Genomic DNA, 24,044 nt, shown 5'->3' with positions numbered 1-24,044 from the left:
CTGCAGTGTCGAATGCCGGACTGTAACACAGGATGCTCTAGAGGCGATCCCCTACCCTGGCCCGGACATGGCTCGGACCTCAATTTTCAGTGATGCCTTATTCAGCGGCCGTCGGATGAGGGCCATCCTTCATCGCTTCGATCAGGCAATCCATGATCGCCTTGCGAAGAGCGTAGGTATTGGCGCTGGTTTGTTTTCGGTCCAGGCTCTGGGCAGCCTCGACGAGCCGCATGCCTTGATGCACCACGATCTGGTGCGCGCGATTCATGGCCCAATGTTCGATTGAACTGCCATGATCCAGTACATGACTTTGCGCGTTCAATGTAGCCTCGCTAATCATCAGCGTTTACTGCGAATCATCTCGCAGAACCGATGCTAATACAGGTTCATGTTCGCGTGAATCCTCTATCCCTCAATAGTATTGGCGCGGAGACAAGAAAAACGTGAGCAATTTCAAAGAAGACAAGTTTTCATCGGTAAAAACCGACTCCTGAAAGCGTGCAGCTATCACATTTTCCTCTATTCCTACCGGGCAGAACACCGAACGGCCGGCACTATGCTGGGAAGCTTTGGCCTTTTGCTTCAACTGGCCTCTCTAAGCTCGCATCTGGTTTTTGCTCCCTATGAAGCCTGCAGACTGTTCTGGCAGATTTCTTGAGGCGTCCGGGAAACGCGGGCTGCCCGCGGTTGGCCGTTTCGTAGCCTGACAATCGGGATGAACGTCTCGCCGACCTGAAAAGGTCACGCTCACTCAAAAACAGGCCTGGGTTAATTCATTGAAAAAACTAGGCACGAAGACGGAAAAGAAACTTAAGTAGCGGTTTAGTTTCGCTACCGCATAGTTAACCATAATCGGTGAAAAAGATCAGGCTGAGGGGGATTTCGTGATTCGTATTATAGTCCTCGAAGAGGCCCCTGGAAACTAGCAAACGCGGTTATCACGGGTCGATCGTTTCAGGACCCGAAGGAGCTGTTGACAGCTGTCAACAGCTTCACGCTTCCATGCGAGAACAAGCCTATCGCTCGAACTCCGCTCCAAGGTCCACATGTCGTATCGGCCGAAGCGCCCCTCCCTCTCCTCGCCGAAGAACCATGCAGCCGCATCTGCTACAAGCGCCCTGGCCGAGACCAACTCGCGGTCACAGCTAGAGACATCCCGTCCATCACACGGGGATCAGGCTGTTGCGTAGCTGTTGACAGCTGTCAACGCTCAAGCTGTCTCGGAGAATAGCGCTCGCCGCCAAAGGATGGCCGCTCGATTGCCGGCATCGAAACATCCGCTTAGCTGTCAGGTGCGACCAAGCCAATCAGCCCGATATTCCGCTAAACTGTGATGATCGATGGCAACGGCTGTCGCACCCTTGCGCGCGGCAGGCTCCACGCCGGCCAGCAAAGCCGCCCCTTGGCTCGTCCCCGTCGATCCCGGAACCGCCACGACATCCCGCTCCGTCAGACCGGACAACAAGCTCAGATAAAGCGGATTAAGCGCAAAAGGTCCTTCAACGAGGATCATGCCTTTTGCACCCGCAAGACCAAGGCAGGTCTCCGTCATCAGCGCGAAATACAGGCAGGCCGCTGCCCACCGCTCGTCAGCCGAGACGCCTTCGTCGTTCGCCCATTCCCTCTGCCGCCCCGGGAACGGACCCGACCCCGGTACGATATTCGGCAACAGCATCAGCCGCTTTTCGAACACACCTGGCAAAGCGGCCCTCGCCCGCTCCTGGTCCAGAACACCCAATTCCCCCGTCAGCACTTCGAACTCACGCCCGCCCATAAAGCGGGCCGACGGCACGATACGTCCATAGGCATCGACATTCGCCAGCGTATCGCGTGCCTTGTCCAGCCGATCGATATCCCCGCCAACAGCGAAATTGATCACCCATGTCCCCGTCGAGACGACGGCAAATGGAGCCTCCCGTCCGGCGAGATACGGCAAAAGGGAAGCGTTGGAATCATGGATACCGCAAAAGACCGGGACAGGCCGGGACAGCGAAATCTCTGAAGCAATTTCAGGCAAAACGGACCCGACGCGATCAAAGGCCGAATGCACCGGAGCCATCGGCTCACGCACCCCCAGCACATCAACGAGCGCGGAATAGGCTCCCTCATCCGGCCTCCAGAGATCCGTATGGCAACCGAGCGACGTCACCTCGTTGGCCGCGATACCGCTCAGTTTGTAAGCCCAATATTGCGGATAGGTCAGGATCGTCCGCACTCGCGAAAACTCTTCGGGAAACGCTGTCTTCTGGTAGTGGATCTGCGCACCGAGATTAAGCCCGCCGGACAGGCGAGGGGAAAATGTCTCGGCAAACCCCGGACGCACCGCGTCATAGGCCCGCTGGATCTCCTCGGGATACAGATGCTCGTAATCCAGCACCGGCAATGCCAGTTGCCCATCGGCATCGATCAGTGCGGCGGCGGCGCCATGCGTGGTGATCGAGATGGCATCGAAACCGGGCTGCGTGGCAAAGGCGGCAAGGCTCTCGATCAAAAAAGACCAGAGCGCTTCGACGTCGTAATGGGGGTAGGGCGGCCCTGACAGAACCCGGTTGGGCATGCGCCGCGTCTCGATCTCCGCGCCACTTGCGGCATCGAAAATCACGACTTTCGCATTGGTCTTGCCGATATCGAGGACGGCGATCCGTTCGAAATTGCTCATGGCAGATGGAACACCGTGACCAGATCGCTTTGAACCGGCGAATTGTCCGGATTGGTTTCCATAATATCGGCCATATGCGCCCACCACCGCTTCATCACCAGGTGTTCAGGCAGGCTCGCCATCGAGTGATCCACCGGGCGGGACAACACGCCGAAGAGCGTGTTGGTCTCGCGGTCGAGATGGATGGAATAATCCCGCACCCCCGCTTCGCGCAAAAGCGCACTCAGTTCCGGCCAGATCTCATCATGGCGCTTGCGATATTCCGCCTCCATGCCGGGGTTCAGTTTCATCTTGAATGCGTATTTTTCCAAAATCATTTCGTGCTCATGAACTTGATGCGGCGCACCACGATGGGCAGCGCGATGGTGATGATCAGAAGCAGGCCGACAAAGATCGACATGACGATGCCCGGCACGTTGAGAAGCCCAAGCCCGAAGGTAACGAGCCCCATGACGAAGGCCGCGATAACAACGCCGGCAATCGTGCCCGCGCCCCCAAGAATGGAGACGCCGCCGAGAACCACCATGGTGACGACCTCCAGCTCCCACCCTTGAGCGATCGAGGGTCGGGTAGAGCCGAGCCGCGAGGTGAGGCAGACGGCGGCAATGCCGGACATCAGACCGGTCAGCAGGAAAAGCTTGAATTTCACCCGCTCGACCGGAATGCCGGAGAAGCGTGCAGCAAACTCGTTATTGCCGATAACATAGACCTGCCGGCCGAAATTGGTGGCATGCAGGATGATGCCGAAGATGACGGCCAGCGCGATGAACAGCACGAATTCGAACGAGAAGACCCAGACGACATAACCCTGCCCGAAGTAGGCGAAATCGGCCGGATACTTGCCGTAGGCCTTGTCGCCGAGAGTGATATAGGAAATGCCGCGAAACAGGCTCATCGTACCGATGGTGACAACGATCGAGGGCAGTTTCAGCACCGAAACCAACGTCCCGTTGATCGCCCCGCAGACAAGCCCGACAGCAAGGCCGATCGCCACCAGACCGGGCGTCCCGATCCCCATCTGGGCCGCCGCCCCCATGGCAGTGGAAGCGAGCGCAATGATCGCCGCAACCGAAAGGTCGATCTCCCCGACAATGATCAGCATCGCCATGGCAAAGGCGATCATCGCCTTTTCGGTGAAATTGAACGTTGCGTCCGACAGGTTCCAAGCATTGAGGAAGTAGGGTGAGGCGAAGGAATTGGCGATGAAGATTGCGATTGCCACGCCGAACAGAAGCACCTCCCAGCTACCGAGCAGACGGCTCACCGGCGTGCCAAGCCGGTCGGGAATGGCGGAACGGGTTCTGGTTTCAGTCACGATGTCGCTCATGCGGAAACCTCCTTGGCGCCACGATCGCGCAGGATGATGCGCCCGGCCCTGCGTTCGGCACGGGCGTTGAAGACGACGGCAAGCACGATAACGATGCCGGAAATCGCCATCTGCGCGAAAGGCGAAATGCCGATGACCGGCAGCGCGTTCTTGATGACGCCGAGGAACAGCGCCCCGAGCACGGCACCGGCGACGGAGCCGATCCCGCCTGCGATGGAAATGCCGCCGATCACACAGGCTGCCACCGTATCGAGTTCGAAACCGGCGGCGACATCGACATAGGCGACCGCATAACGCGACACCCAGAGATAACCGGCAAGTCCTGCAAGCGCACCAGAAAGGGTGAAAGCCAGAAACTTGGTCCGGCCGGTATCGATACCGGCATAAACCGCAGCCGTCGGGTTACCACCGGAAGCATAAGTCGCGCGCCCGAACTGGGTTCGCGTCAGCACCACCCACATCAGAAGCACGATGCCAATCGCCATCCAGGACAGAAGCGGCATCCCCAGGACGGGCAGGCGAGGGAAGTTCAGGAACCCAGGCGTCATCTGGTGTGAATTGACCCAGGCGCCGCCGGACAGGACGAAAGCCATGCCGCGATAGATGGTGAGCGTGCCGAGCGTCACGACGATCGGCGGAATCCTCAACCACCAGACAAGCGTACCATTGATCGCCCCGAGCACGGCGCCGATGCCGACAGCCAGAATGACCAGCAGCGCCAGCGGCATGCCTGGATAGGTCGCATCCATCATCGCCACCGCCATGCCGGTAAAGGCGAGATTGGCGGCAACCGAAAGATCGATCGACTTGGTCAGGATCACCGTCATCTGGCCAAGCGCCAGAATGATCAAGATCGAGGTGTCGTTAAAAATATTGGCGAGATTTCCGGGCGTGGCAAAACCGGGCGCACGGGTGGCAAACCCCGCCACCATGATGGCGATAATGCCGACCAGAAGCAGTTCGCGGTGTTTCAAGAGTTTCTTCATCACGGCTTCCTCACGCATTACCGGTGGCAGCGCGCACCAGCGTCTCGGCGCTTAAGCGCGAGCGATCGAATATCCCGGCAGACAGACCTTCGCGCATCACCAGAACCCGGTCCGACACGCCGAGAATTTCCGGTAGTTCGGAAGAGACCATGATGATCGACAGGCCTTCGGCGGCAAGTTCGCTGATAAAGCCATGCACCGCCGCCTTGGAGCCGATATCGATCCCCTTGGTCGGCTCGTCGAGAATGATCACCTTCGGCAGCGTCGCCAGCCACTTGCCGATCACCACCTTCTGCTGGTTGCCACCGGAAAGCGTACCGACAGGTACGGAAAGCGCAGCCGCACGCAGATCCAGCCGCTCGGCATATTTTCGTGCCAGTGCCAGTTCATTAGCCGCCTTCAGAAAACCGGACCGCGAGGTGCGCGCCAATGACGGCAGCGACATGTTCTGAAAAATCGGCATGGGCAGCGCCAGCCCATGGCGGCCACGCTCCTCCGGCACATAAACGATGCCCGCCGCAATCGCGTCACGCGGCGAACGGATGGAAACTGTCTCACCTTCCAGCACAAGCCGGCCCGAAGACGGCAGCGTCACGCCGAACAATGCCTGGCAGATTTCCGAGCGGCCAGCACCGACCAGCCCATAAACGCCCAGAATCTCGCCGCGCTTCAGCTCAAACGAGATGTCGCGATATTCCGTCGGGTGACAATAATTCTCGACCGACAGCACGGTCTCACCGATCGCCACCTCCACCTTGGGAAAGATGTTGGAGACATCGCGGCCCACCATCATCCGCACAATCGCATCCTGCGGTGTCTCCGCCAGCCGTCCGCTTCCCACAGCGCGGCCGTCGCGAAACACCACAAAATTCTCGGCGATCTCGTACACCTCATCGAACTTATGGCTGATGAACAGGATTGCCTTGCCCTGCCTTTTCAGCCCCTCGACGATGCGAAACAGATCGTCGATCTCCTTGCGGGAGAGGGCGGCCGTCGGCTCGTCCATGATGACGATCCGCGCTTCGACCGACAGTGCGCGGGCGATGGCTACGAGATGCCGCTGCGCAATCGAAAGATCTTTTAGCCGGATGGTCGGATCGATCTCACTTTCCAGCACATGTAGCAATTCGCCGGCGCGGGCATTCATGGTCTTCCAGTCGATCAGCCCGAAACGGGTGCGCGGCGCATGACCGAGAAATATGTTTTCCGCCACCGACAGTTCGTCGAACAGCACGGTTTCCTGATGGATCGCGGTCACGCCCGCATCCACTGCATCCTGCGCGCTTGAAAAACTGACGGGCTTGCCGTCGATAAAAATCGCGCCGTCGCTCGGCAGATAGATACCGGTAAGGATTTTCACCAGCGTCGACTTGCCGGCACCGTTTTCGCCGATCAGGGCCGTCACTTCACCGGGATGAAGCGAAATATTGACGCCGTCAAGCGCCTTAACACCCGGAAAAATCTGCGAAATGCCGCGCATTTCCAGGATGGTCATCCGCTCGGCGGCTCTCGAATCCTGAATAGGCGCCATCTCCATGCCCGTCCGTTCAACTGCGGTCATCATCATATCTGCCATTTGGAAATCATCGCCGGTCCGGCGCCATAAACCTGGCGGCGCCGGACCTTGAAGTCCCGGGAGGGATCAGAAGATCTTCGAGAACTCGTCGATATTCTTGGCGTCGTAGATGAACGGATCAGCCATGGCGGCCTCGCCATTGTCGCCGATCTTGATCTTGCCCATACGGCCGGCCGTGATCTCCGAACCCGGCTTGCCGTCGGCATCACCCTTTACAAGATGATAGGAGATCTGGGCGGCGGAATAACCGAGATCGATCGGGTTCCAGATGGCGAATTCCTTGGTGGCACCGGACTTGATGGCGCCCGCCATTTCGGAAGGAAGGCCAAGGCCGGTCACATAGACCTGGCCGATCTTGCCCGCATCCTTGACCGCCTGCGACGCCGCCAGCACGCCGACCGTGGTCGGTGCGACGATGACCTTGACGTTCGGCTGCGAGGTCAGAAGACCCTGCGCTTCACGATAGGACTTGTCGGCAAGGTCGTCGCCGTAAACCGTGGTGACGAGGTTGAGGCCGGCAAAATCCTTCAGCTGCTTCTTCATCTCGCCGATCCAGATATTCTGGTTAGTCGAGGTGGTGGTAGCAGACAGAATGGCGAAATCACCCTTGCCGCCTTCAAGATGGTCGGCTGCCAGCTGCAGGCACATCTTGCCGATCAGCTCGCTGGAAGACGGGTTGAGCTGCAGGATACGGCCTTCGGGTGCTACGCCACTATCCCAGGAGATCACCTTGATACCGCGCTGCGCCGCCTTTTTCAGTGCCGGCACGACCGCATCCGGGTCGTTGGCGGAAATGGCGATCGCATCGACCCCTTGAGCGATCAGCGAGTTGATCACTTCGATCTGGCCTTCCGCCGTCGTCGAGGTCGGGCCGGTATAGATGATCTCGACGCCGCCGAGTTCCTTGGCGGCTTCCTGCGCGCCCTTGTTGGCGGCTTCGAAGAAGCCGTTGCCGAGCGATTTCACCACCAGGGCGATCTTCATGTCTGCGGCACTTGCCGCCGACGACATCATGACGACGGCCAATGCCGCGCCGAGTGCGAGCTTCTTCGCCAGTTTCGAAGAAAGTTTCATGCCAATTCTCCTCCCAAAGATTGAACTTATGTCCATTTCCTCCCGCCGGGCGCACTATGCGACCGATGGGGTATCTTCCTCACCTGTCTGCGAAACGTTTCCGACACCGGCGATGATCAACCGGACCCCGGCATCCTCCACCATGCGTTTCGCATCCTCCGAAATGCCATCATCGGTAACGATCGTGGTGACGCGCTCTAGCGGACACAGGATCATGCTCGACCGCCGCTGGAATTTCGATGAATCGACCAGAACAACCAACTCCTCGGCCTGGCTCATCAGCTTCTGCTCGCTCTGGATCACTAGCGCATCCGGCTCCATGATCCCGAGCGGACCGATCCCTTGCGCGCCGATAAAGATGCGGCGGGCATAAAAATTGCGGATCGCGTCATTGTCGAAGGGCGACAGGATCAGGCTCTGTTCGCGATAGATCGTGCCGCCCGGCACGGTCACATTGTTCTTCGAATGCTTGACCAGATGCTCGGCGATCGCAAACGAATTGGTCATCACCTGCATGCGCCGCGCAGCCATGTAATGCACCATCTGGAACGTCGTCGTTCCACCATTGATGATGATCGATTCACCTTCGTCGCAAAGATCGACGGCCTGGTGTGCAATTGAGCGTTTCTTATCGATATTGACCGATTCCGACACGCGGAACGAGCGCGCCGCCAGCTGACCGATCTGCGGCGGATGCATCGCCTCCGCCCCGCCGCGCACCCGGCGCAGCTTGCCTTGAACATGCAGAGACGCGATATCACGGCGGATCGTCGCCTCGGACGCATCCGTCAAATCGGCAATATCCTGCACCGTGATCACAGGCTTTTCCTGGATCGCGCTCAAGATTATGCGATGTCGTTCGCGTTCGTGCATGGTCTCCTCCTAACGCCAACTATTATCAGTTTCTAAAAGTTGTCAATCATAAACGATCAAGTTTGATTTTACCGCAGCGCAACATGATTGAATTTGATCAATTACGATTGACAAGCGACGAAACATCGCGCGATATCCTGTCGCACGAACGGCGCAGGAGGACCAGCGCCGTGACAAAATACCGTCAGGGAGGACGACATGTCGGGCCAAATCCGCCTTCTCGATAACCGCTGGGATGATGCTTACGCTGCCAAGCTGGATGAACCGGGCAAGCTGCTTTATCGCTCCAATCTTCTGGGCAGCGACAAGCGCATCACCAATTACGGCGGCGGCAACACGTCCGCCAAGGTGATGGAAACCGATCCGCTGACCGGCCAAAAGGTCAAGGTCATGTGGGTCAAGGGTTCCGGCGGCGATGTCGGCACCATCAAGCTCGATGGTTTCTCCACCCTCTACATGGACAAGCTGGAAGCGCTTAAGGGTATTTATAAGGGTGTAGAAGACGAAGACCGCATGGTCGGCTTCCTGCCCCATTGCACCTTCAACCTCAATCCGCGCGCCGCTTCCATCGATACGCCGCTGCATGGCTTCGTTCCTTTCACGCATGTGGACCACATGCATCCGGATGCGATCATCGCCATCGCCGCTTCGAAGAATTCCCGCGAACTCACCCAGAAAATCTTCGGCAGCGATATAGGCTGGCTGCCCTGGCGCCGCCCCGGTTTCCAGCTCGGACTGGATCTTGAAGCCTTCGTGAAAGCCAATCCGACCGCCAAGGGTGTGGTTCTCGAAAGCCACGGCCTGTTCACCTGGGCCGAAGACGCCAAGGATTGCTATCTGCTGACGCTCGAGATCATCAACAAGGCGATCGAGTGGTTTGCCAGGGAAACCGAAGGCAAGACGATCTTCGGCGGCGCCGTTACAAAAAGCCTCGGCGCTGAAGAACGCCGCGCCATTGCCGCGAAACTGATGCCGGAAATCCGTGGCCGTATCGGCAAGGCGGAACGTAAGCTCGGCCATTTCGACGATCAGGATGCCGTGCTCGAATTCGTCAACTCGAAGAACCTTGCACCGCTCGGTGCACTCGGCACCTCCTGCCCCGACCATTTTCTTCGCACCAAAATCCGCCCGCTGATCGTCGATTTCGATCCAGCCAAACCGGATGCGGATGCCGTGGTTGCCGGTCTGGACAAGGCGCTGGAAGATTACCGGGCCGATTACAGCCGTTATTACGAGACCTGCAAACACGACAACTCGCCAAAGATGCGTGACCCCAACCCGGTCATCTTCCTGGTTCCCGGCGTCGGCATGCTCTCCTTCGCCAAGGACAAGGCAACCGCCCGCATCGCCGGCGAGTTTTATGTCAACGCCATCAACGTCATGCGCGGTGCTTCGACCGTCTCGGAATATCAGGGCCTGCCGGCACAGGAAGCCTTCGATATTGAATACTGGCTGCTGGAAGAAGCAAAGCTGCAGCGCATGCCGAAGCCTAAAAGCCTTGCCGGCCAGGTGGCCTTCGTCACCGGCGGCGCCGGCGGCATCGGTCGCGCCACCGCAACCCGCCTGATCGGCGAGGGGGCCTGCGTGGTTCTGGCTGACATCGATCAGAACGCTCTCGATGAAGCCCATGGCGATTTCGCCAAGCGTTTTGGCGCTGATGCGGTACGTGCCGTGAAGCTGGATGTCACCGCGGAAGATGCGGTCGCACACGCCTTTGTCGAAGCGTCCATAGAATTCGGCGGCGTCGATATTCTCGTGTCTAATGCTGGTATCGCCTCTTCGGCTCCGGTGGAAGACACCACGCTTGCCATGTGGAACAAGAATATCGACATTCTCGCCACCGGCTATTTCCTCGTCTCCCGAGAAGCCTTCCGCCTGTTCCGACGCCAGAAGATCGGCGGCAATGTCGTTTTCGTCGCTTCCAAGAACGGACTTGCGTCGTCACCCAACGCTTCGGCCTATTGCACGGCAAAGGCCGCCGAGATCCATCTCGCCCGTTGCCTTGCCCTGGAAGGGGCAGATGCCGGTATCCGCGTCAACACGGTCAATCCGGATGCAGTACTTCGCGGCTCTAAAATCTGGAGCGGCGAATGGCGCGAACAGCGGGCAACGTCTTCCAAGATCGACGTGAGCGAGCTGGAGGAACATTACCGCAAGCGTTCGATGCTGAAGCTCAACGTCTTCCCGGAAGACATTGCGGAGGCGATCTACTTCCTCGCCTCCGACCTCTCGGCAAAATCGACCGGCAACATCATCAATGTCGATGCCGGCAACGCCCAGAGTTTTACGCGCTGACGATATTTTCCAGCCACCGGGGCTTACGACCCCGGTGGCTGATTTCCATTACTTGCGGAGAATGACCCAGATTGCGTGGATGATCCCGGGAATATAGCCGCAGAGTGTCAGCAGGATATTCAGCCAGAACTGCAGGCCGATACCGACCTGAAGAAACACGCCGACAGGCGGCAGGATGATGGCGAGAAGGATGCGAATGACGTCCATAAAAACCTCGTCTTGAAAAGAACAGCACGTAACAACGCAGGAAGCGGCGGTTCGTTCGCTTAGCGGAGGAGGAAATAATGACGGATGCGATGATTTCGCCCGAAGTGATCGGCGAACACAACAAAAACAACGAGGTAGCGCTCAATTCCGACTATGCCGCGCTCGGCGAAAATCTGTCCCGTCGTGGCGTGGATATCGAAGCTATCACAAAAAAGGTCTCGGAATTTTTTGTCGCCGTCCCATCCTGGGGTGTCGGGACCGGCGGCACGCGTTTTGCCCGTTTTCCAGGGCAGGGCGAGCCGCGCGGCATATTCGACAAGTTGGAAGACTGCTCGGTTATCAATGAGTTGACCCGAGCAACACCGACCGTATCGTTGCATATCCCGTGGGACAAGACCGACCCGAAGGACCTGAAGGCCAGAGGGGATGCGCTCGGCCTTGGCTTCGACGCGATGAACTCCAACACCTTTTCCGATGCACCCGGCCAGGCGCATTCCTATAAATATGGTTCGCTGAGCCACACCGATGCGGCGACCCGCGCACAGGCGGTCGAGCACAACATCGAATGTATCGATATCGGCAATGCCATCGGCTCCAAGGCCCTGACGGTCTGGATCGGCGACGGCTCCAATTTCCCCGGCCAAAGCAATTTCACTCGCCAGTTCGAACGCTATCTTTCGTCAATGGCGGATATCTACAAGGCCTTGCCGGACGACTGGCGGCTGTTTTCCGAACACAAGATGTACGAGCCGGCCTTCTATTCCACCGTCGTGCAGGACTGGGGCAGCAACCTCCTGATCGCCCAGACTTTGGGTGACAAGGCTTTCTGCCTCGTCGATCTCGGCCACCACGCACCCAATACCAACATCGAAATGATCGTGGCCCGGCTGATCCAGTTCGGAAAACTCGGCGGCTTCCACTTCAACGATTCCAAATATGGTGACGACGACCTCGATGCCGGATCGATCGATCCCTACCGCCTCTTCCTCGTCTTTAACGAACTGGTCGATGCCGACAACCGCGGGAAATCGGAGTTCCATCCGGCCCATATGATCGACCAATCGCATAACGTCACCGACCCGATCGAGAGCCTGATCTCCAGCGCCAACGAAATTCGTCGCGCCTATGCCCAGGCGCTGATCGTCGATCGGAAAGCGCTTGACGGTTTTCAGGACGATAACGACGCCCTGATGGCAACCGACACACTCAAGCGCGCCTACCGTACCGATGTCGAGCCGATCCTTGCCGAAGCCCGTCGCCGTGCTGGTGGTGCAATCGATCCGATTGCCGCCTATCGCAAGAGCGGTTATCGGCAGAAGGTTGCCGGGGAACGCCCGGCCGTAACTGGTGGCAGCGGCGGAATTATCTGATCCTTCAAGACATGTTAAGGGTCGCTCTCATGGCCCTCGACATACTTTCCGGAACTGCCGTTTTGCGTCGATAAGCAACATAAGCAGTGTGCTTTTTGTTTCCGTCGCACAATCTCAGGCATGGCCTATGCTCGTGCCCATTGATTTCCGCTTTTGCCGATGCGTTTTCCATCCCTGACGAAATCAGAAGTCAGCAAAACCCCATACTTCAGCTATCTAGCGGAAATATTTGAATAAAATCGATGTTTTGACTGCCGTCAACAGCAGGTCCTGCTGATTATCCGGCCTGCATTGTCGTCTCTCCTGCATTGGCACGCACCAGCGCCATCAGCATTCTTCCAAGCGAGAATTCGCCCCGCTCTGCCTTTGTGGTCAGATCCCGAAGATAACCGCCGGGCGAGTTGATATGTCCCGCACGCTCGAGAATGCAGGCAACTGCCACAGCGGCATTTTCAGGTCCCATGACTTCGCAGGCTTGCTGATAGGCCGATGGGCTGACGCCGAGCACGGACCGAACCAGGATTGCCGTTCCGATGAAGTCGCGCCAATGGCCAATTCCCCCACCACTGGCATAATCCAGTATCTGCGGGCAGGCTCGTAACACCAGACCGAGCGGAAAAGCTTTCGGCGTTTCGCGCTGGGTGATTTTGGTTGGCTCGACTTTTGCCCCCAGCTCTTTCTCAAAGCGCGGTTCAAGTTCATAGATGGATTCAGGATCTGAATTCTGTATGTGGCATCCATTCTGGATGTCATTGGTGTCTGTTTTTTCAGTTTTTATCTGCATTTCCAAACAATTGACGATCTGCTCACGCAAATTGCCCATTTCGACGAGTATGGTTTCGACGATTTTCCGATTGGGTGAACGGGGCAGGCGGGCAATCAGCGCGTGATAGAGGTCTTCCATCATGCACCAGTCACCATCAGCACCTTCTTCCACTGCTGCGGTGAGGAGCTTGCGGATGTCGCGACGGCAAAGGGTCAAGGCTTCCTTGGCACGCTTGAAGCGGATCTTCTCGGCAGCGACCTGTTGTGCAAGACCGGCGAGTTCACCGGCACGCAAAAGCAGCGGCTCAAGGCTGAAGCCGTAAGCGTCGTCGATCTGGCCACCGATGCCGCGATGGGCATACCGTTTGCCGTTGGGGCTATCGCGGCGATGGATGAGACCGGCTTCGACCAGGGCGGCGAGATGGCGACGCAAGGTCGTACCGGCAATGCCATGGGCGCGAACCGAAAGCTGCGCATTCGACGGAAAGACGACAAGCTTGGCGCCGGCCGTCAGTTCGTTGCTCGGATAGAAGGTCAGCAATGCGTCGAGGACGGCAAGCGCACGGTCATGAAGACCAAGCAACTGCCGCGCTTCGGAGATGTCGCGAAACACTTTCCATTTCTCGACGGGACGCCCTATCCTGTCGTCGGACGATTGAAGCTGGCCTTTTACCAAGGCAAGCGTCATCGGCCGCCGCCCGAAAGGCGTCGTCACAAGTCCAGTTCGCATCTTCCACTTCACCTTTCTTCAGGCAAAAGAAGTCCGCTCATCAAAACGATGCCAAAAACTCTTGACTGTGATTCGTGGAAATGCGATTCTGCAGGTGCTTAATCAGAGAGAAGCTTCCACGACGGAAACGTTTTGGGGGCTTTTTTCTTTTGGTCGGTTCCTATTCCTTCATCAATCGACGGTATTCGGCATAAAGATCGTCGAGGCTGTCGGCGATGAATTCGCCAAACCCCACGGCGTCCCTGGCCTTCAGCGCCAAAGTGTAGTTCTTGCCGTCATTGCGAATCTCGGCCGAGAGGGCCTTCGCAACGCTCTTGTCCTTTGGTACCCATTTCGACGTCTTCGGGGATCTCGCATAACCTGCAGTTTTTTTGCGGGTGAGTGCGTCGATAACGAAGGCAAAACGGGCATCGCCGTTGAGGCCCGCAAGGTCGGTCGCGGCCAGAACTTCGCGCAATGTTGCGAGATTGGCCGGACGTTCCAGAAGCAGCTTTAGTTCGTACCAGCGGTCGCGTCCGGGCAGCTTTGCGCCGCCGATCGCTTCCAGAATGTCGCGGGGCATGTTGGCCACCGACATCATCTTCGACAGCGTCGCCTTATCCACAGATAAGGCGGTCATCACAATCGTGCTGTCATTGTCGTAATGTAACTCTGAAAGCCGACGGGCAAAGGTAGCCTTTTCGATGAAGGAGAGATCGGCGCGAGCGGAATTTTCCTGCCCCTGGGCAATGACATGTTCGCGGTCGGAGATCGGCTTGACCACGGCGCGGACATTGCGGCCGAGCACGGCTGCGGCCTTCAGCCGGCGATGACCGAAAACCACCATATAGCGGCTGTCATGACGCGGGTGGGGACGCACAAGGATCGGGCTGGTCTGTCCGTGTTCGCGGATTGCCGAAACGAGATCGTCGAAATCCTGCGGGTCCTCTTCCAGACGGTCGCGGATGAAGGATTCCTCGATGACCTCCGGCGAAAGCTCGACGACGGTTTCGCCTTCGAGCATCTTGTCGGCACGCTCGGCAAGTTCGTCGATCGTCGTGATGATCGAGCGCGAGGCGCCCTTGACCGTATAGTCAGGCGCCACGCCGCTATCCGGCCGGTCGTCGTTCATCAGATTGGCAAACGGGTTTTTACGCGCCATGAGAATTCTCCTCAATTCTCGTTATGCCGCCGGTGGTGTTCTTAAACAGCATCACATCCTCCCCCAGGCGCTGTGGATGAGCCCCTGGATCTCGAAATTGACGCTGTCCATGCAGTCTATGGCGCGGTCATAGGTTTCGCGGGTGAAATTGGCGCGCTCGACTTCATAGAGTGTCTGCTTAGTGAGACCGGCATCGGAAATCGCCGTCGACTTCACCATCGGATTTTTGAGGATTTCCTCGGCCAGCATCGAGTGCATGAAACCAAGCATCTGCGCCTGCGGAATGTCGGTCGGCTCATAGCGAGTGATGAGATAGCGCAGCCAGTCCATCTGGACATTGGCGCCGGCACGTTTGATCGTCTTGGTGATGTTGCCGAGCATCAGCAGGAACTGGCTCATCGACATCAGATCGAGCATCTGCGGATGGACGGTAATCAGCACCGAGGTTGCGGCCGTCAGTGCCGTCAGCGTCAGGTATCCGAGCTGCGGAGGGCAGTCGACGATGACGACGTCGTAACGACCCTCGACATCCTGCAGCGCCTTGCCCAGACGGGTGAAGAAGCGCTTGCCCTCGATGGAAGTCTGCATCGAGAGCGGCGTGTCGTATTCGTATTCCTGCAGTTCCAGATTGGCCGGAATGATGTCCAGATCCGGAAAATTCGTTTGCTGGATGATATCGGCAATCGGCTTTTTCTCGTCGTCATAACGGATCGCGTCATAAAGCGACGGGTTCCTGTCCAGCTCCGGCTGAAAACCGTGCAGGGCAGACAAAGATGCCTGGGGATCGAGATCGATCGCGAGAACGCGGTGGCCGGTCAGCGCCAGATGCTGGGCGAGATGGGCCGCCGTCGTCGTCTTGCCGGAACCGCCCTTGAAATTGACGACCGCAAGCACCTGCAGCTTGTCACCGGGCTTGCGATGCGGAACGTATTTCTTGGCGTCGGATTTGCCGGTCTTGTCGAGGAAAAAGCGCAGCTCGCGCATCTGCTCGCCGGTATAAAGACGTCGGCCGCCGGTCGAGGTCTTCGGGATAGGCCCCTTGCCTTCGAGATGGAGGCGCTTCAGATTGTTTGGGCTGACGCCAAGATAATGCGCCACTTCCGCCATGGAAAACAGACGCAGTGTTTTCTTCGCATTCGGGGGAAACTTCTCCATCCGCAACTGGTCGAGGCGACGCGAGATCTCTGCACCCTGATGCAGGATCTTCTCGTCGAACTCGAAGGATGGCAGTTTAGAATGCGCGTTCATGTTGGAACCGTTCTGGCGACAAAACTCATGTTTCTGGGAAACTGCCGCCAGTATCTGCGATTCCCTGAAAGTGACAAGGAATTTCTGGTGAATCGGGTCTTAATCCAAGAGAATCAGATTCTGCGAAGATAATACCATCTATATGAAAAATAACATTTTTTCTGATTTTCTCAAGATTCGCCCTTCGCTTGCTGCGTCACTCGCCGGGTACATGGCAGGCGGCTGGAACATCGGATCTGACCCTTGCGAGGGAGAATCGGTGTCGAGAGAATCAGAGTGAGTCGGTACCGGCGGATTGCGGATCGGCGATCAAATGCCACAGGCGAAAATGACAAAAACCGCTTTCCTCGTGACGTTGGACAGTTGCCAAGTCTCGTTCCTTCTTTTAGAATCATTCTAAGATTTATGAGTTCAGTTCTCAGGTTTTGAGGGCTGGCATTGCAAAGAAGGAGACTTACCATGTCCACAGAAACAGCCTGCAAAGTTTGCTCGTTCTATGAAGATCACGTCGTAAACGCTGGTTCGGCTCCGGCAGATGCTGGTCTCTGTCGTTTCAACCCGCCGGTCACTCAGCCGGCGGCTGATGCCCGCGGCTTCTGGCCTGTGGTTTCCGCCAACGACTGGTGCGGCCAGTTCGACAGCGAAAGCAAGGCTGCCTGAAGGCGCCGGTTATCGGGAATCAGAAAGGGCGGCTCTCGGGCCGCCCTTTTCATTTGTCGGATTTCTACGCGAAGAGGAGAGGGGTCGTCTCGCAAAGTCCTCTGTCGCCTGCCGGTTCAGTCTCTCGACAGCCAGAGATAGGCCGCCGCCGTCCACGAAAAGCCGAGACCGCCACAGCCTTCGCCGGTGGTCGGGTCGAAATATTCGGCAAAACCTTCTTTTTCGATCGCATTGACCGTCGAGAGCCGCAGCGCCTCGGCCATTTCCGGCTGGCTGTTGCGGTTCAGGCCGTCGATCAGCAGCCAGTTGATGATCGCCCATGCCGGGCCGCGCCAGTAGCGCTTCGGTTCCCAGCTTTCGACGAAGGGTTTCGTCGTCGGAAAAGCGACCTTCATGTCGTTCGACCAGAGCTTCATTTCGGCCACTGCGGCATCGACCATGCCACCGCCGAGATCTAGACCGAGAAGGGGGATAAATCCGGCCTGCGTCGGTGCTTCGATATCCTCGCCGGAGATCAGATCGCGGGATACGAAACGCGATAGTTCGGGACGCCATTGAGCGAGAAGCGCCTTATGGGTCAGATCATTATAGTTTGCGAGTTCCTGTGCCTCGGCTTCGAGACCCAGGGATTTCGCGATATGTTCGAGGTCTTCACCGGCCTTGAGCAGGATGCCGGTCGTCTGGACTTCGGCGACCTTGAACGGGGTCTTTTCCCATTGTTTGACCGGATCCCAGCCACAGGCGGCATAGGTATCGACTAGATGGATGAACCGACGGTAATCCTCGTCACGCGGGCGCATGGCGGCATCGACATGGCCGGTATCCTTGCGCACCACGGCTGTGTCGGTCGTGGTCGGGACGCGGGCAAGGGCGATATCCCAGGCGGGAGAATTGTCGCTGCCGCTTTCCCACGGATGCAGCAGGGCGACGAGGCCGGTACCGTCTGGGTCGCGGGCCTTGTACCACCAGCGATGCCATTTCAGGCCGGCCTGGAAGAGGGCGAGGGTGCGGGCCTTTGCATTCTTGGTACCAGCTTTTTCGGCTGCTTCGTGGACGGCGCGCAGCGCCATGCCGAAGACCGGTGGCTGGGTGATGCCGGAAGTCGGGATCGTATGGCTCGTGCGCCAGACGTCGGGACCGGGGAAATAGGTGTCGCTAGGCTGGTGGAAGACGATATGCGGGATCATGCCATCGGCCCACTGGCCTTCGGTCAGCCGCTCAAGCTCGCGATAAGCGCGGTCGATGTCGAAGGTGGCGAAACCCATGGCGACGAAGGCGGAATCCCAGTTCCATTGGAACGGATAAAGCCGATCGGTCGGCACGGTATAACCGCCGCGATCGTTGGCGGCGAGGATGCGATAGGCCTCGTCGAAATGTTTGGTCATTGTCGAAAACTCCAAAAGTATTAGGCCGCTGCCGGATAGGAAACGCCGCTTTCGGGCGACAGCCATGTCAGGCGCTTGGGATCGAGCGTGAGGCCAACGGTCTCGCCGTTTTTCACGGTTTCGGTGGCGGGAAGGATGACGCGGGCTGGCTGGCCGAGAATGCTGCCGGTCAGAAGCAGATGCGAGCCCATCGGTTCGGCGACGCGGACCTGCATGTCCAGTCCCTGTCCGGTCGGTGCCCGCTCGACGGTTTCGCCACGCAGGCCGAGTACGATCTCGCCACCCTGGGCGGGTACCGCAAACTGCTGCGCGCCGGCAGTCACCTGACCGCCCGTCACCGGCATGGTGATGAAATTCATCGGCGGATTGCCGATAAAGCCGCCGACGAAGCGTGTGGCGGGGTGGTTATAGACCTCGACCGGCGTTCCGACCTGTTCGATACGGCCGTCATGCACGACGGCGATCCGATCCGACAGTCCCATGGCTTCCGTCTGGTCGTGGGTGACGTAGATGGTGGTGGTGCCGGCCTCCTGCAGCACGGTTTTCAGTTCCGTGCGCATTTCCAGACGCAACAGCGCATCGAGATTGGAAAGCGGTTCGTCCATCAGAAGCACGCCGGGTTCGACCGCAAGCGCGCGGGCAACGGCGACACGCTGGCGCTGGCCGCCGGAGAGCTTGTTGGGATAACGGTCGAGATAGGGTTCGATATGGAGAAGACCGGCGGCCTTTTCGACCTGTTTCTTGACGCGTGCGTCATCGGCCTTCTGCATGCGAAGGCCGAAGGCGACGTTTTCGTAGACCGTCATATGCGGGAAGACGGCGTAGTTCTGGAACACCATGGCAAGGCCGCGATCCTTCGGCAGCAGGCCGATGACCGATTTTTCGCCGATGCGGACGTCACCGGACGTCGATGTTTCCAGGCCGGCGATGATGCGCAGAAGCGTGGTCTTGCCGCATCCCGACGGTCCGAGCAGCGAGACGAACTCGCCGTCATTGATCGTCAGCGAGACGCCTTTGAGCGCCTGGAAGGCACCAAAACTCTTCTTGATGTTGTCGATGACAATGTTGGCCATGAGTTTATCCGTTACTTTGAAGAGACGCCCCAGATCGCAAACAGGTAGCGCCTGACTGCGAAGATGAAGACAACCGAGGGAAGGATGAGCATGAGGCCGCCGGCAAAGCGGTAGTGCATCGGGCTTTCCGACAGCACGGTGAGCAGATAGGCCGTCAGCGTGCGATGCCGCACGGTGAGGACCGAGGCTGCAAAGACCTCATTCCATGAGATGACGAAGGCAAAGACCGCTGTTGCCACCAGACCCGGCAGGGCAAGCGGTGCGACGACCTTGAAAAAGGCCTGGATGCGGGTGCAGCCGAACACCCAGGCAGCTTCTTCCAGCTCGCGCGGGACGCCGAGAAAGATCCCTTGCGTGACCAGCGCCGCAAAGGGCAGCGCCAAAACGGTGTGGATAAGGCCGACACCGAGGACCGTGTCGTAGAGGCCGAGCCGGATATAGGAGACCGTCAGCGGCAGGGCCAGAATGGCGAGCGGGAAGGCGCGGGTGAGAAGCACCAGAAGCCGGTAACTGTCCTTTCCGCGGAAATTGTAGCGGGCCAGCGCGTAACCCGCCGGTGCGCCGAGCGCGATCGACAGCGCCACCGTGATGCCGGCGGCTCCCAGCGAATTGAGAAACGACTGGAAGACGCCTTCTGTTTTCAGGAACAGGATGAAGGGCTGCAGCGAGATATCGGTGGGCAGAAAGTTTTTCGGCCACTGATAGGCGCCGGTGCGGCCGCCGAGCGCCCCGAGCGCCACCAGATAGATCGGCACCAGAACCCAGGCGCAAAGCGCGACGATGCCGCTCCAGAACAGGAGCCGTCGGGCCGAGATGAAGCCGGCGTAACCGGATGTATTCACAGCTTTGCTCATGGCAGGCGCTCCGGATCGACCTTGACGGCCTTGAGATAGACGAGGGTGGCGGCGAGCGAGATGACCATGATCAGCACCGCGTAGGCGGCGGCGACGCCGTAATTCTGGTTCTGGTTCTGCCAGTTATAGGCCTCGCCGACGAGGACCGGGAAATTGCGTCCACCGAGCGCGTAGACCACCGCGAAGACCTCGAAGGCCAGGACGGTGCGCAGGATCAGCGCCGACTGCAGGGCAGGGCGGATCAGCGGCAGGGTGATGCGCGTGAAGCGGGTCCAAGGGCTGGCACCGAAGATTTCGGCGGCTTCCTTGAACTCTTTCGGTACCTGGTTGAGGCCGGCGACGATGATGATCATGACGATCGCGGTGCCGCGCCAGATTTCTGCGATGGCAATGCCGATGAACAGCGCCACCGGCGTCTGGTAGGTGAGCCATGCGGTCTGGCGTTCGATGATGCCGAGGCCGAACAGAACGGAATTGAGATAACCGGTATTCTGCAGGATCGACAGCCAGACCATGCCGGCGGCGAGATCGGAAATGCCGAGCGGGATGGTCCAGATCCACAGGATCGTCTCGCGGCCGCCGTTCATCTTGGCGACCATCGAACCCATGGTCAGCGCCATGACGATCTGGATGGGCACGACGGCGAGCGTCAGCAGGAACGTGTTCAGGACGGAGCGGCCGAAATTGAGATCGGTCACCATCGTCGTCATGTTGGCGAGCGACGGCGTGCCGTTATCGGAGACGGCCAGCCACAGTGTCTGTACCAGCGGCACGACGAACAGCAGTCCTAGAAAGACGACGGAGGGAAGGATCAGCGCGTAGGGGATCCAGCTTCGGTTTTGGGTCATCGGTTACCCTTTGGTTTTTGATTTTTGCAGTAGGGGCCGTGGCTGCCCCTCATCCGCCTGCCGGCACCTTTTCCCCGCAAGCGGGGAGAAGGACGAATGCCGCACTCTCTTGCTCCACATCGCTGCGGGGCACGTCCCCTCTCCCCGTTTGCGGGGAGAGGGTTAGGGTGAGGGGCAGCCTAGGATCACGTTGGCCGAAGCGAAGGCAGCCCTAAGAACCTCACTCGACCGGGCATGCACCGTCGCTTTTGGCGTCGGGGGCCCAGCAGGGGGCCTTGGTGTCGGCCATCAGCTTGGTCATGGTTTCGCCCTGCAATTTCAGCACCTCGGCGACCGGTTGGTTCTGCAGGATGATCCGCTGGAAGGCATCCATATAGACCTTGTTGAACTCGCCGCCCTTGTCGCCGAGACCGACCGGCAGGAGCGAGATGACCGCATCCGGCGCGCTCTGGGTGGCAGTGACGGCACCGGCGAGAAGGGCCACGCCCGGATCGAGATCGTCCGGCAGCTTTACGTTCAATGTCGGGAAGAAGCCGACGAGCGATGCCGTCTGCAGCTGCACGTCCTGGGTGGCGAGATGTTCGATGACGGCGGTGGCGTTCGCCGCGTCCGGTGCGCCTTTCGGGATGGCGAGGCCGGCGACGACCGGCATGTAGCCGCGACCCTTCGGACCGGCCGGTGCCGGGAAGACGACGTAATTGTCGGGCGAACCGGAAATGGCGTTTTTCAGACGCGCGACGTGATCCCATGCGACCATGACTTCACCGGAAGCGAGCGGCTCCTGCATGAAATCGTAATTGGTCGAGTTGGGGCTGACGACGGTCCAAAGCTCCTTCAGCTTTTCCCAGCCGGCAGCGGCATCGGCGTTTCTGAAGGTGCGGACCACGCCGCCGGTAAAGGACGGGTAGAAATAGCCCTGGAAATAACGCGGCATCAGGCCTTTCGGGCCGGCCGGAAAGCCGATCTGCGGCGCGCCGGTTTCTTCCTTCATCTTCTTGCCCCACTCGATCAGCTGATCATAGGTGAGCTTGTTGATGTCGGCGCCTTCAGGCAGGTATTGCAGCGCGTCCTTGGTCGCGGCCATCACATAGGTTGCCTGCATCCACGGGATATATTGCTGCTCGGCCTTGCCGAGTTTGCCGAGATCGATCAGCGACTGCGGCATGCCCGCGTCGGCCAGCTTCTTGGCCAGATCATCGAGCGGCTCGAGCATCTGCTTGTCTGCAAGCGGCGACAGTTCGCCATGCAATGCGCCGACGAGGCTGATCGTGTGCTTGCCGGCCTGACGCTCGGCTTCCATGCGCACGGCAAACTGCGGCGGCTCCTCAACCACGTAGTCGACCGGCTTTTCGAGACCGCTCAACAGTTCCTCGCGCACTGCCGTCGCCTCTTCGATCGGGCGAAGCTGGGTGGACAGGAAGACTGTTTGCGATTGCGCCTGGCCGGCGAAACCGATGGCGGTGGATGCCAGGATGGCGATGGACAATAGACGTTTCATTGTTTTTCCTCCGTATTTTCTCTGGTCGACGAAATTCGAGGTGTCAGGCCGCAACCGGCGGCAGGCGGTGGCTGTCGCGATCGACGAATTCGATCGCATGCAATTCCTGCAGGGTTTCGGCGGGTTCGCCGGCAATGGTGCGCAGCAGAAGCGAGGCGAAGCTGCGGCCGAGATTGCCGCCGGTCATGCGCATGGTCGATAGCGCCGGGCTGGTGAAGGCGCCGATTGGCAGGTCGTCATGGCCGATGACGCTGATCGACAGGCCTCCATCGACCTCGCGGAGCGCGCGCAGAACGCCGATCGCCATCTCGTCGGTGGCGCAGACGATCGCGGTCGGCCGGTCCGACCGCGCGAGAAGCGCGAGGGCAGCTTCGTAGCCGCCCTGTTCGGTCGGCGCCTGCTGCAGGTCGAGATCGGTGGCAAGCCCGCATTCGCGCATCGCCGCCTCCCAGCCCTGACGGCGGGCATGGGCGAAGAAATATTCCTGCGGGCCGCCGACATGAGCGATGCGGCGGTGGCCGTCACGGTGAAACCGCAGCGTCGCGGCATGAAAGCCGGAAAAACCGTCGCCATCGATATAGGGGTGCTGGATCGCCGATTCCGTGCGGCCATTGGTGACAAACGGAAAACCGCGCGACTGCAGGAATTCGACGCGTTCATCATGGCGTTTGGTACGGACGAGCAGCATGGCATCGACCCTGCGGCCATCGACGAAACGACGGCACATGTCGAGCTCGCTTTCACCATGCGGCACGGGCGCGATGACGAGGTTGAGGCCGGCACCGGCCAGATGTTCGGCACAGCCGGAGAGCATGTCGAGGAAATGCAGCGGACCAATATGGCCGGGTTCGCTCGGCAGGGTGACGGCCACAAGTTCGGCGCGTTGTTTGCGCAGGCGGCGGGCGGACGCGTTCGGGCGATAACCGGCCTTGTCGGCGGCTTCCTGCACGCGCTGACGTGTCGCGGCCGAGACGTCGGAATAGCCGTCCAGCGCTCGCGAAACTGTTGTGATCGACAGACCCAAGGATTGGGCAAGTTGCTTGAGATTGGCCAATGCAAGTCCTCCCAGACGGCAGAAAAATCATCCAAAACGTTTTGGGAGTCAAGCCGAAACGTTTTGGATTCTTTTTCGACGGGTTTCTTCCCAAGGTCGAAGAGCGTCCTTTGAGGCCTGCCGATCGCTGAAAAGATCAGGAAATCCGGGGCATTGTCAGCGCATGAGGTGATAGATAAAATTCTTGAACGCAGACAGCGCTGTTGTCCGTTGGCTTTCGCCAAAGGCTCGGCTAGAACGCTGATATGAGCGACAATGTCATCAAGTTCCAGCGGCCGAAACAGCCGAAGCCGCCGCGCCAGACGCCGCCTTGGGCGAAGCGTGTTCTCACCATTCTGGTGGTGATCGCCGCTTTTGCGGCGATCTATGCCTATTTCAGCCTGACCGGAACGCCGCCGCAGGGCGCTCCGGGTTAACGGGG

Annotated in this window: 22 protein-coding genes; 4 read left to right on the top strand and 18 right to left on the bottom strand. The window is 58.9% G+C overall.

Annotated features, from left to right (window positions below):
• Positions 1 to 97: 97 nt before the first annotated feature.
• The 8 genes from FHP24_RS13075 to FHP24_RS13040 form a co-directional block, all read right to left on the bottom strand.
• On the bottom strand, positions 98 to 268 hold the full coding sequence (locus FHP24_RS13075) for a hypothetical protein (protein WP_342782341.1): 171 nt from the start codon (positions 266 to 268) through the stop codon (positions 98 to 100).
• A 1,020-nt stretch (positions 269 to 1,288) separates the two neighbouring features.
• Positions 1,289 to 2,659, bottom strand: a complete 1,371-nt coding sequence (locus tag FHP24_RS13070; protein WP_139676623.1) for an FGGY-family carbohydrate kinase — start codon at positions 2,657 to 2,659, stop codon at positions 1,289 to 1,291.
• Entirely contained in the window at positions 2,656 to 2,976 is a 321-nt protein-coding gene (gene rhaM / locus FHP24_RS13065; RefSeq protein WP_139676622.1) for an L-rhamnose mutarotase, read from the bottom strand. The genes FHP24_RS13070 and rhaM overlap by 4 nt, the downstream gene beginning before the upstream one ends.
• The gene (locus FHP24_RS13060; protein WP_139676621.1) at positions 2,973 to 3,986 is read right to left on the bottom strand and encodes an ABC transporter permease; all 1,014 of its coding nucleotides are present in this window, start codon (positions 3,984 to 3,986) and stop codon (positions 2,973 to 2,975) included. The genes rhaM and FHP24_RS13060 overlap by 4 nt, the downstream gene beginning before the upstream one ends.
• Positions 3,983 to 4,972, bottom strand: a complete 990-nt coding sequence (locus tag FHP24_RS13055) for an ABC transporter permease (protein WP_139676620.1) — start codon at positions 4,970 to 4,972, stop codon at positions 3,983 to 3,985. The genes FHP24_RS13060 and FHP24_RS13055 overlap by 4 nt, the downstream gene beginning before the upstream one ends.
• A gap of 10 nt (positions 4,973 to 4,982) precedes the next feature.
• The gene (locus FHP24_RS13050) at positions 4,983 to 6,509 is read right to left on the bottom strand and encodes a sugar ABC transporter ATP-binding protein (RefSeq protein ID WP_139676969.1); all 1,527 of its coding nucleotides are present in this window, start codon (positions 6,507 to 6,509) and stop codon (positions 4,983 to 4,985) included.
• A 105-nt stretch (positions 6,510 to 6,614) separates the two neighbouring features.
• On the bottom strand, positions 6,615 to 7,622 hold the full coding sequence (gene rhaS / locus FHP24_RS13045) for a rhamnose ABC transporter substrate-binding protein (RefSeq protein WP_139676619.1): 1,008 nt from the start codon (positions 7,620 to 7,622) through the stop codon (positions 6,615 to 6,617).
• 54 nt (positions 7,623 to 7,676) lie between these two features.
• A complete protein-coding gene (locus FHP24_RS13040) occupies positions 7,677 to 8,495 on the bottom strand; it encodes a DeoR/GlpR family DNA-binding transcription regulator (RefSeq protein WP_139676618.1) in 819 nt (272 codons plus the stop codon).
• A 198-nt stretch (positions 8,496 to 8,693) separates the two neighbouring features.
• Between FHP24_RS13040 and FHP24_RS13035 the strand changes: the two genes are divergently transcribed.
• Positions 8,694 to 10,790 carry a bifunctional rhamnulose-1-phosphate aldolase/short-chain dehydrogenase gene (locus FHP24_RS13035; protein WP_139676617.1) on the top strand — a complete coding sequence of 699 codons (2,097 nt, stop codon included), beginning with the start codon at positions 8,694 to 8,696 and terminating at the stop codon, positions 10,788 to 10,790.
• A gap of 48 nt (positions 10,791 to 10,838) precedes the next feature.
• Here FHP24_RS13035 and FHP24_RS13030 read toward each other — a convergent pair whose 3' ends face one another.
• Complete coding sequence (locus tag FHP24_RS13030) at positions 10,839 to 10,997, bottom strand: YqaE/Pmp3 family membrane protein (protein WP_139676616.1); 159 nt, start codon at positions 10,995 to 10,997, stop codon at positions 10,839 to 10,841.
• Positions 10,998 to 11,074: 77 nt separating this feature from the next.
• Between FHP24_RS13030 and rhaI the strand changes: the two genes are divergently transcribed.
• Complete coding sequence (rhaI, locus tag FHP24_RS13025; RefSeq protein ID WP_139676615.1) at positions 11,075 to 12,367, top strand: L-rhamnose catabolism isomerase; 1,293 nt, start codon at positions 11,075 to 11,077, stop codon at positions 12,365 to 12,367.
• A 277-nt stretch (positions 12,368 to 12,644) separates the two neighbouring features.
• Here rhaI and repC read toward each other — a convergent pair whose 3' ends face one another.
• From repC to repA, 3 genes are all read right to left on the bottom strand, one after another.
• Positions 12,645 to 13,862 (bottom strand): plasmid replication protein RepC, encoded by a 1,218-nt coding sequence (repC, locus tag FHP24_RS13020; protein WP_139676614.1) that lies wholly within the window; start codon positions 13,860 to 13,862, stop codon positions 12,645 to 12,647.
• 160 nt (positions 13,863 to 14,022) lie between these two features.
• Positions 14,023 to 15,003 carry a plasmid partitioning protein RepB gene (gene repB / locus FHP24_RS13015; RefSeq protein ID WP_139676613.1) on the bottom strand — a complete coding sequence of 327 codons (981 nt, stop codon included), beginning with the start codon at positions 15,001 to 15,003 and terminating at the stop codon, positions 14,023 to 14,025.
• Positions 15,004 to 15,054: 51 nt separating this feature from the next.
• On the bottom strand, positions 15,055 to 16,251 hold the full coding sequence (gene repA / locus FHP24_RS13010; protein ID WP_139676612.1) for a plasmid partitioning protein RepA: 1,197 nt from the start codon (positions 16,249 to 16,251) through the stop codon (positions 15,055 to 15,057).
• Between the two features lie 459 nt (positions 16,252 to 16,710).
• On the opposite strand from repA, the gene FHP24_RS13005 reads away from it, so the two are divergent.
• Positions 16,711 to 16,911, top strand: a complete 201-nt coding sequence (locus tag FHP24_RS13005) for a hypothetical protein (RefSeq protein WP_139676611.1) — start codon at positions 16,711 to 16,713, stop codon at positions 16,909 to 16,911.
• A 116-nt stretch (positions 16,912 to 17,027) separates the two neighbouring features.
• Here FHP24_RS13005 and FHP24_RS13000 read toward each other — a convergent pair whose 3' ends face one another.
• From FHP24_RS13000 to FHP24_RS12975, 6 genes are all read right to left on the bottom strand, one after another.
• Positions 17,028 to 18,296 (bottom strand): MGH1-like glycoside hydrolase domain-containing protein, encoded by a 1,269-nt coding sequence (locus FHP24_RS13000; RefSeq protein ID WP_139676610.1) that lies wholly within the window; start codon positions 18,294 to 18,296, stop codon positions 17,028 to 17,030.
• Between the two features lie 20 nt (positions 18,297 to 18,316).
• Complete coding sequence (locus FHP24_RS12995; RefSeq protein ID WP_139676609.1) at positions 18,317 to 19,369, bottom strand: ABC transporter ATP-binding protein; 1,053 nt, start codon at positions 19,367 to 19,369, stop codon at positions 18,317 to 18,319.
• Between the two features lie 11 nt (positions 19,370 to 19,380).
• A complete protein-coding gene (locus tag FHP24_RS12990; RefSeq protein ID WP_139676608.1) occupies positions 19,381 to 20,223 on the bottom strand; it encodes a carbohydrate ABC transporter permease in 843 nt (280 codons plus the stop codon).
• Complete coding sequence (locus FHP24_RS12985) at positions 20,220 to 21,071, bottom strand: carbohydrate ABC transporter permease (RefSeq protein WP_112456174.1); 852 nt, start codon at positions 21,069 to 21,071, stop codon at positions 20,220 to 20,222. Before FHP24_RS12985 ends, FHP24_RS12990 begins: the two co-directional genes overlap by 4 nt.
• 220 nt (positions 21,072 to 21,291) lie before the next feature.
• Positions 21,292 to 22,569, bottom strand: a complete 1,278-nt coding sequence (locus FHP24_RS12980; RefSeq protein ID WP_139676607.1) for an ABC transporter substrate-binding protein — start codon at positions 22,567 to 22,569, stop codon at positions 21,292 to 21,294.
• Between the two features lie 43 nt (positions 22,570 to 22,612).
• The gene (locus FHP24_RS12975; RefSeq protein WP_139676606.1) at positions 22,613 to 23,623 is read right to left on the bottom strand and encodes a LacI family DNA-binding transcriptional regulator; all 1,011 of its coding nucleotides are present in this window, start codon (positions 23,621 to 23,623) and stop codon (positions 22,613 to 22,615) included.
• A gap of 245 nt (positions 23,624 to 23,868) precedes the next feature.
• Here FHP24_RS12975 and FHP24_RS28725 point away from each other — a divergent pair, with 245 nt between their 5' ends.
• The gene (locus FHP24_RS28725; protein WP_180355989.1) at positions 23,869 to 24,039 is read left to right on the top strand and encodes a hypothetical protein; all 171 of its coding nucleotides are present in this window, start codon (positions 23,869 to 23,871) and stop codon (positions 24,037 to 24,039) included.
• Positions 24,040 to 24,044: the final 5 nt, after the last annotated feature.

The sequence above is a fragment of the Aliirhizobium smilacinae genome, from assembly GCF_006335145.1.
Lineage (GTDB): Bacteria > Pseudomonadota > Alphaproteobacteria > Rhizobiales > Rhizobiaceae > Neorhizobium > Neorhizobium smilacinae.
The sequence above is the reverse complement of the archived record's forward strand: the minus strand, read 5'-3'. Positions and strand labels throughout refer to the sequence as shown.

Excerpts from the sequence above, each read along its gene's own strand:
- FHP24_RS13070 (WP_139676623.1), bottom strand. The coding sequence starts at position 2,659 with ATGAGCAATTTCGAACGGATCGCCGTCCTCGATATCGGCAAGACCAAT.
- FHP24_RS13075 (WP_342782341.1), bottom strand. The coding sequence starts at position 268 with ATGAATCGCGCGCACCAGATCGTGGTGCATCAAGGCATGCGGCTCGTC.
- rhaI (WP_139676615.1), top strand. The coding sequence starts at position 11,075 with ATGACGGATGCGATGATTTCGCCCGAAGTGATCGGCGAACACAACAAA.
- FHP24_RS13060 (WP_139676621.1), bottom strand. The coding sequence starts at position 3,986 with ATGAGCGACATCGTGACTGAAACCAGAACCCGTTCCGCCATTCCCGAC.
- FHP24_RS13055 (WP_139676620.1), bottom strand. The coding sequence starts at position 4,972 with ATGAAGAAACTCTTGAAACACCGCGAACTGCTTCTGGTCGGCATTATC.
- FHP24_RS12980 (WP_139676607.1), bottom strand. The coding sequence starts at position 22,569 with ATGAAACGTCTATTGTCCATCGCCATCCTGGCATCCACCGCCATCGGT.
- FHP24_RS13005 (WP_139676611.1), top strand. The coding sequence starts at position 16,711 with ATGTCCACAGAAACAGCCTGCAAAGTTTGCTCGTTCTATGAAGATCAC.
- FHP24_RS13050 (WP_139676969.1), bottom strand. The coding sequence starts at position 6,509 with ATGGAGATGGCGCCTATTCAGGATTCGAGAGCCGCCGAGCGGATGACC.
- FHP24_RS13040 (WP_139676618.1), bottom strand. The coding sequence starts at position 8,495 with ATGCACGAACGCGAACGACATCGCATAATCTTGAGCGCGATCCAGGAA.
- rhaM (WP_139676622.1), bottom strand. The coding sequence starts at position 2,976 with ATGATTTTGGAAAAATACGCATTCAAGATGAAACTGAACCCCGGCATG.
- FHP24_RS12995 (WP_139676609.1), bottom strand. The coding sequence starts at position 19,369 with ATGGCCAACATTGTCATCGACAACATCAAGAAGAGTTTTGGTGCCTTC.
- rhaS (WP_139676619.1), bottom strand. The coding sequence starts at position 7,622 with ATGAAACTTTCTTCGAAACTGGCGAAGAAGCTCGCACTCGGCGCGGCA.
- FHP24_RS28725 (WP_180355989.1), top strand. The coding sequence starts at position 23,869 with ATGAGCGACAATGTCATCAAGTTCCAGCGGCCGAAACAGCCGAAGCCG.
- FHP24_RS12990 (WP_139676608.1), bottom strand. The coding sequence starts at position 20,223 with ATGAGCAAAGCTGTGAATACATCCGGTTACGCCGGCTTCATCTCGGCC.
- FHP24_RS12985 (WP_112456174.1), bottom strand. The coding sequence starts at position 21,071 with ATGACCCAAAACCGAAGCTGGATCCCCTACGCGCTGATCCTTCCCTCC.
- repB (WP_139676613.1), bottom strand. The coding sequence starts at position 15,003 with ATGGCGCGTAAAAACCCGTTTGCCAATCTGATGAACGACGACCGGCCG.
- repA (WP_139676612.1), bottom strand. The coding sequence starts at position 16,251 with ATGAACGCGCATTCTAAACTGCCATCCTTCGAGTTCGACGAGAAGATC.
- FHP24_RS13035 (WP_139676617.1), top strand. The coding sequence starts at position 8,694 with ATGTCGGGCCAAATCCGCCTTCTCGATAACCGCTGGGATGATGCTTAC.
- repC (WP_139676614.1), bottom strand. The coding sequence starts at position 13,862 with ATGCGAACTGGACTTGTGACGACGCCTTTCGGGCGGCGGCCGATGACG.
- FHP24_RS13000 (WP_139676610.1), bottom strand. The coding sequence starts at position 18,296 with ATGACCAAACATTTCGACGAGGCCTATCGCATCCTCGCCGCCAACGAT.
- FHP24_RS13030 (WP_139676616.1), bottom strand. The coding sequence starts at position 10,997 with ATGGACGTCATTCGCATCCTTCTCGCCATCATCCTGCCGCCTGTCGGC.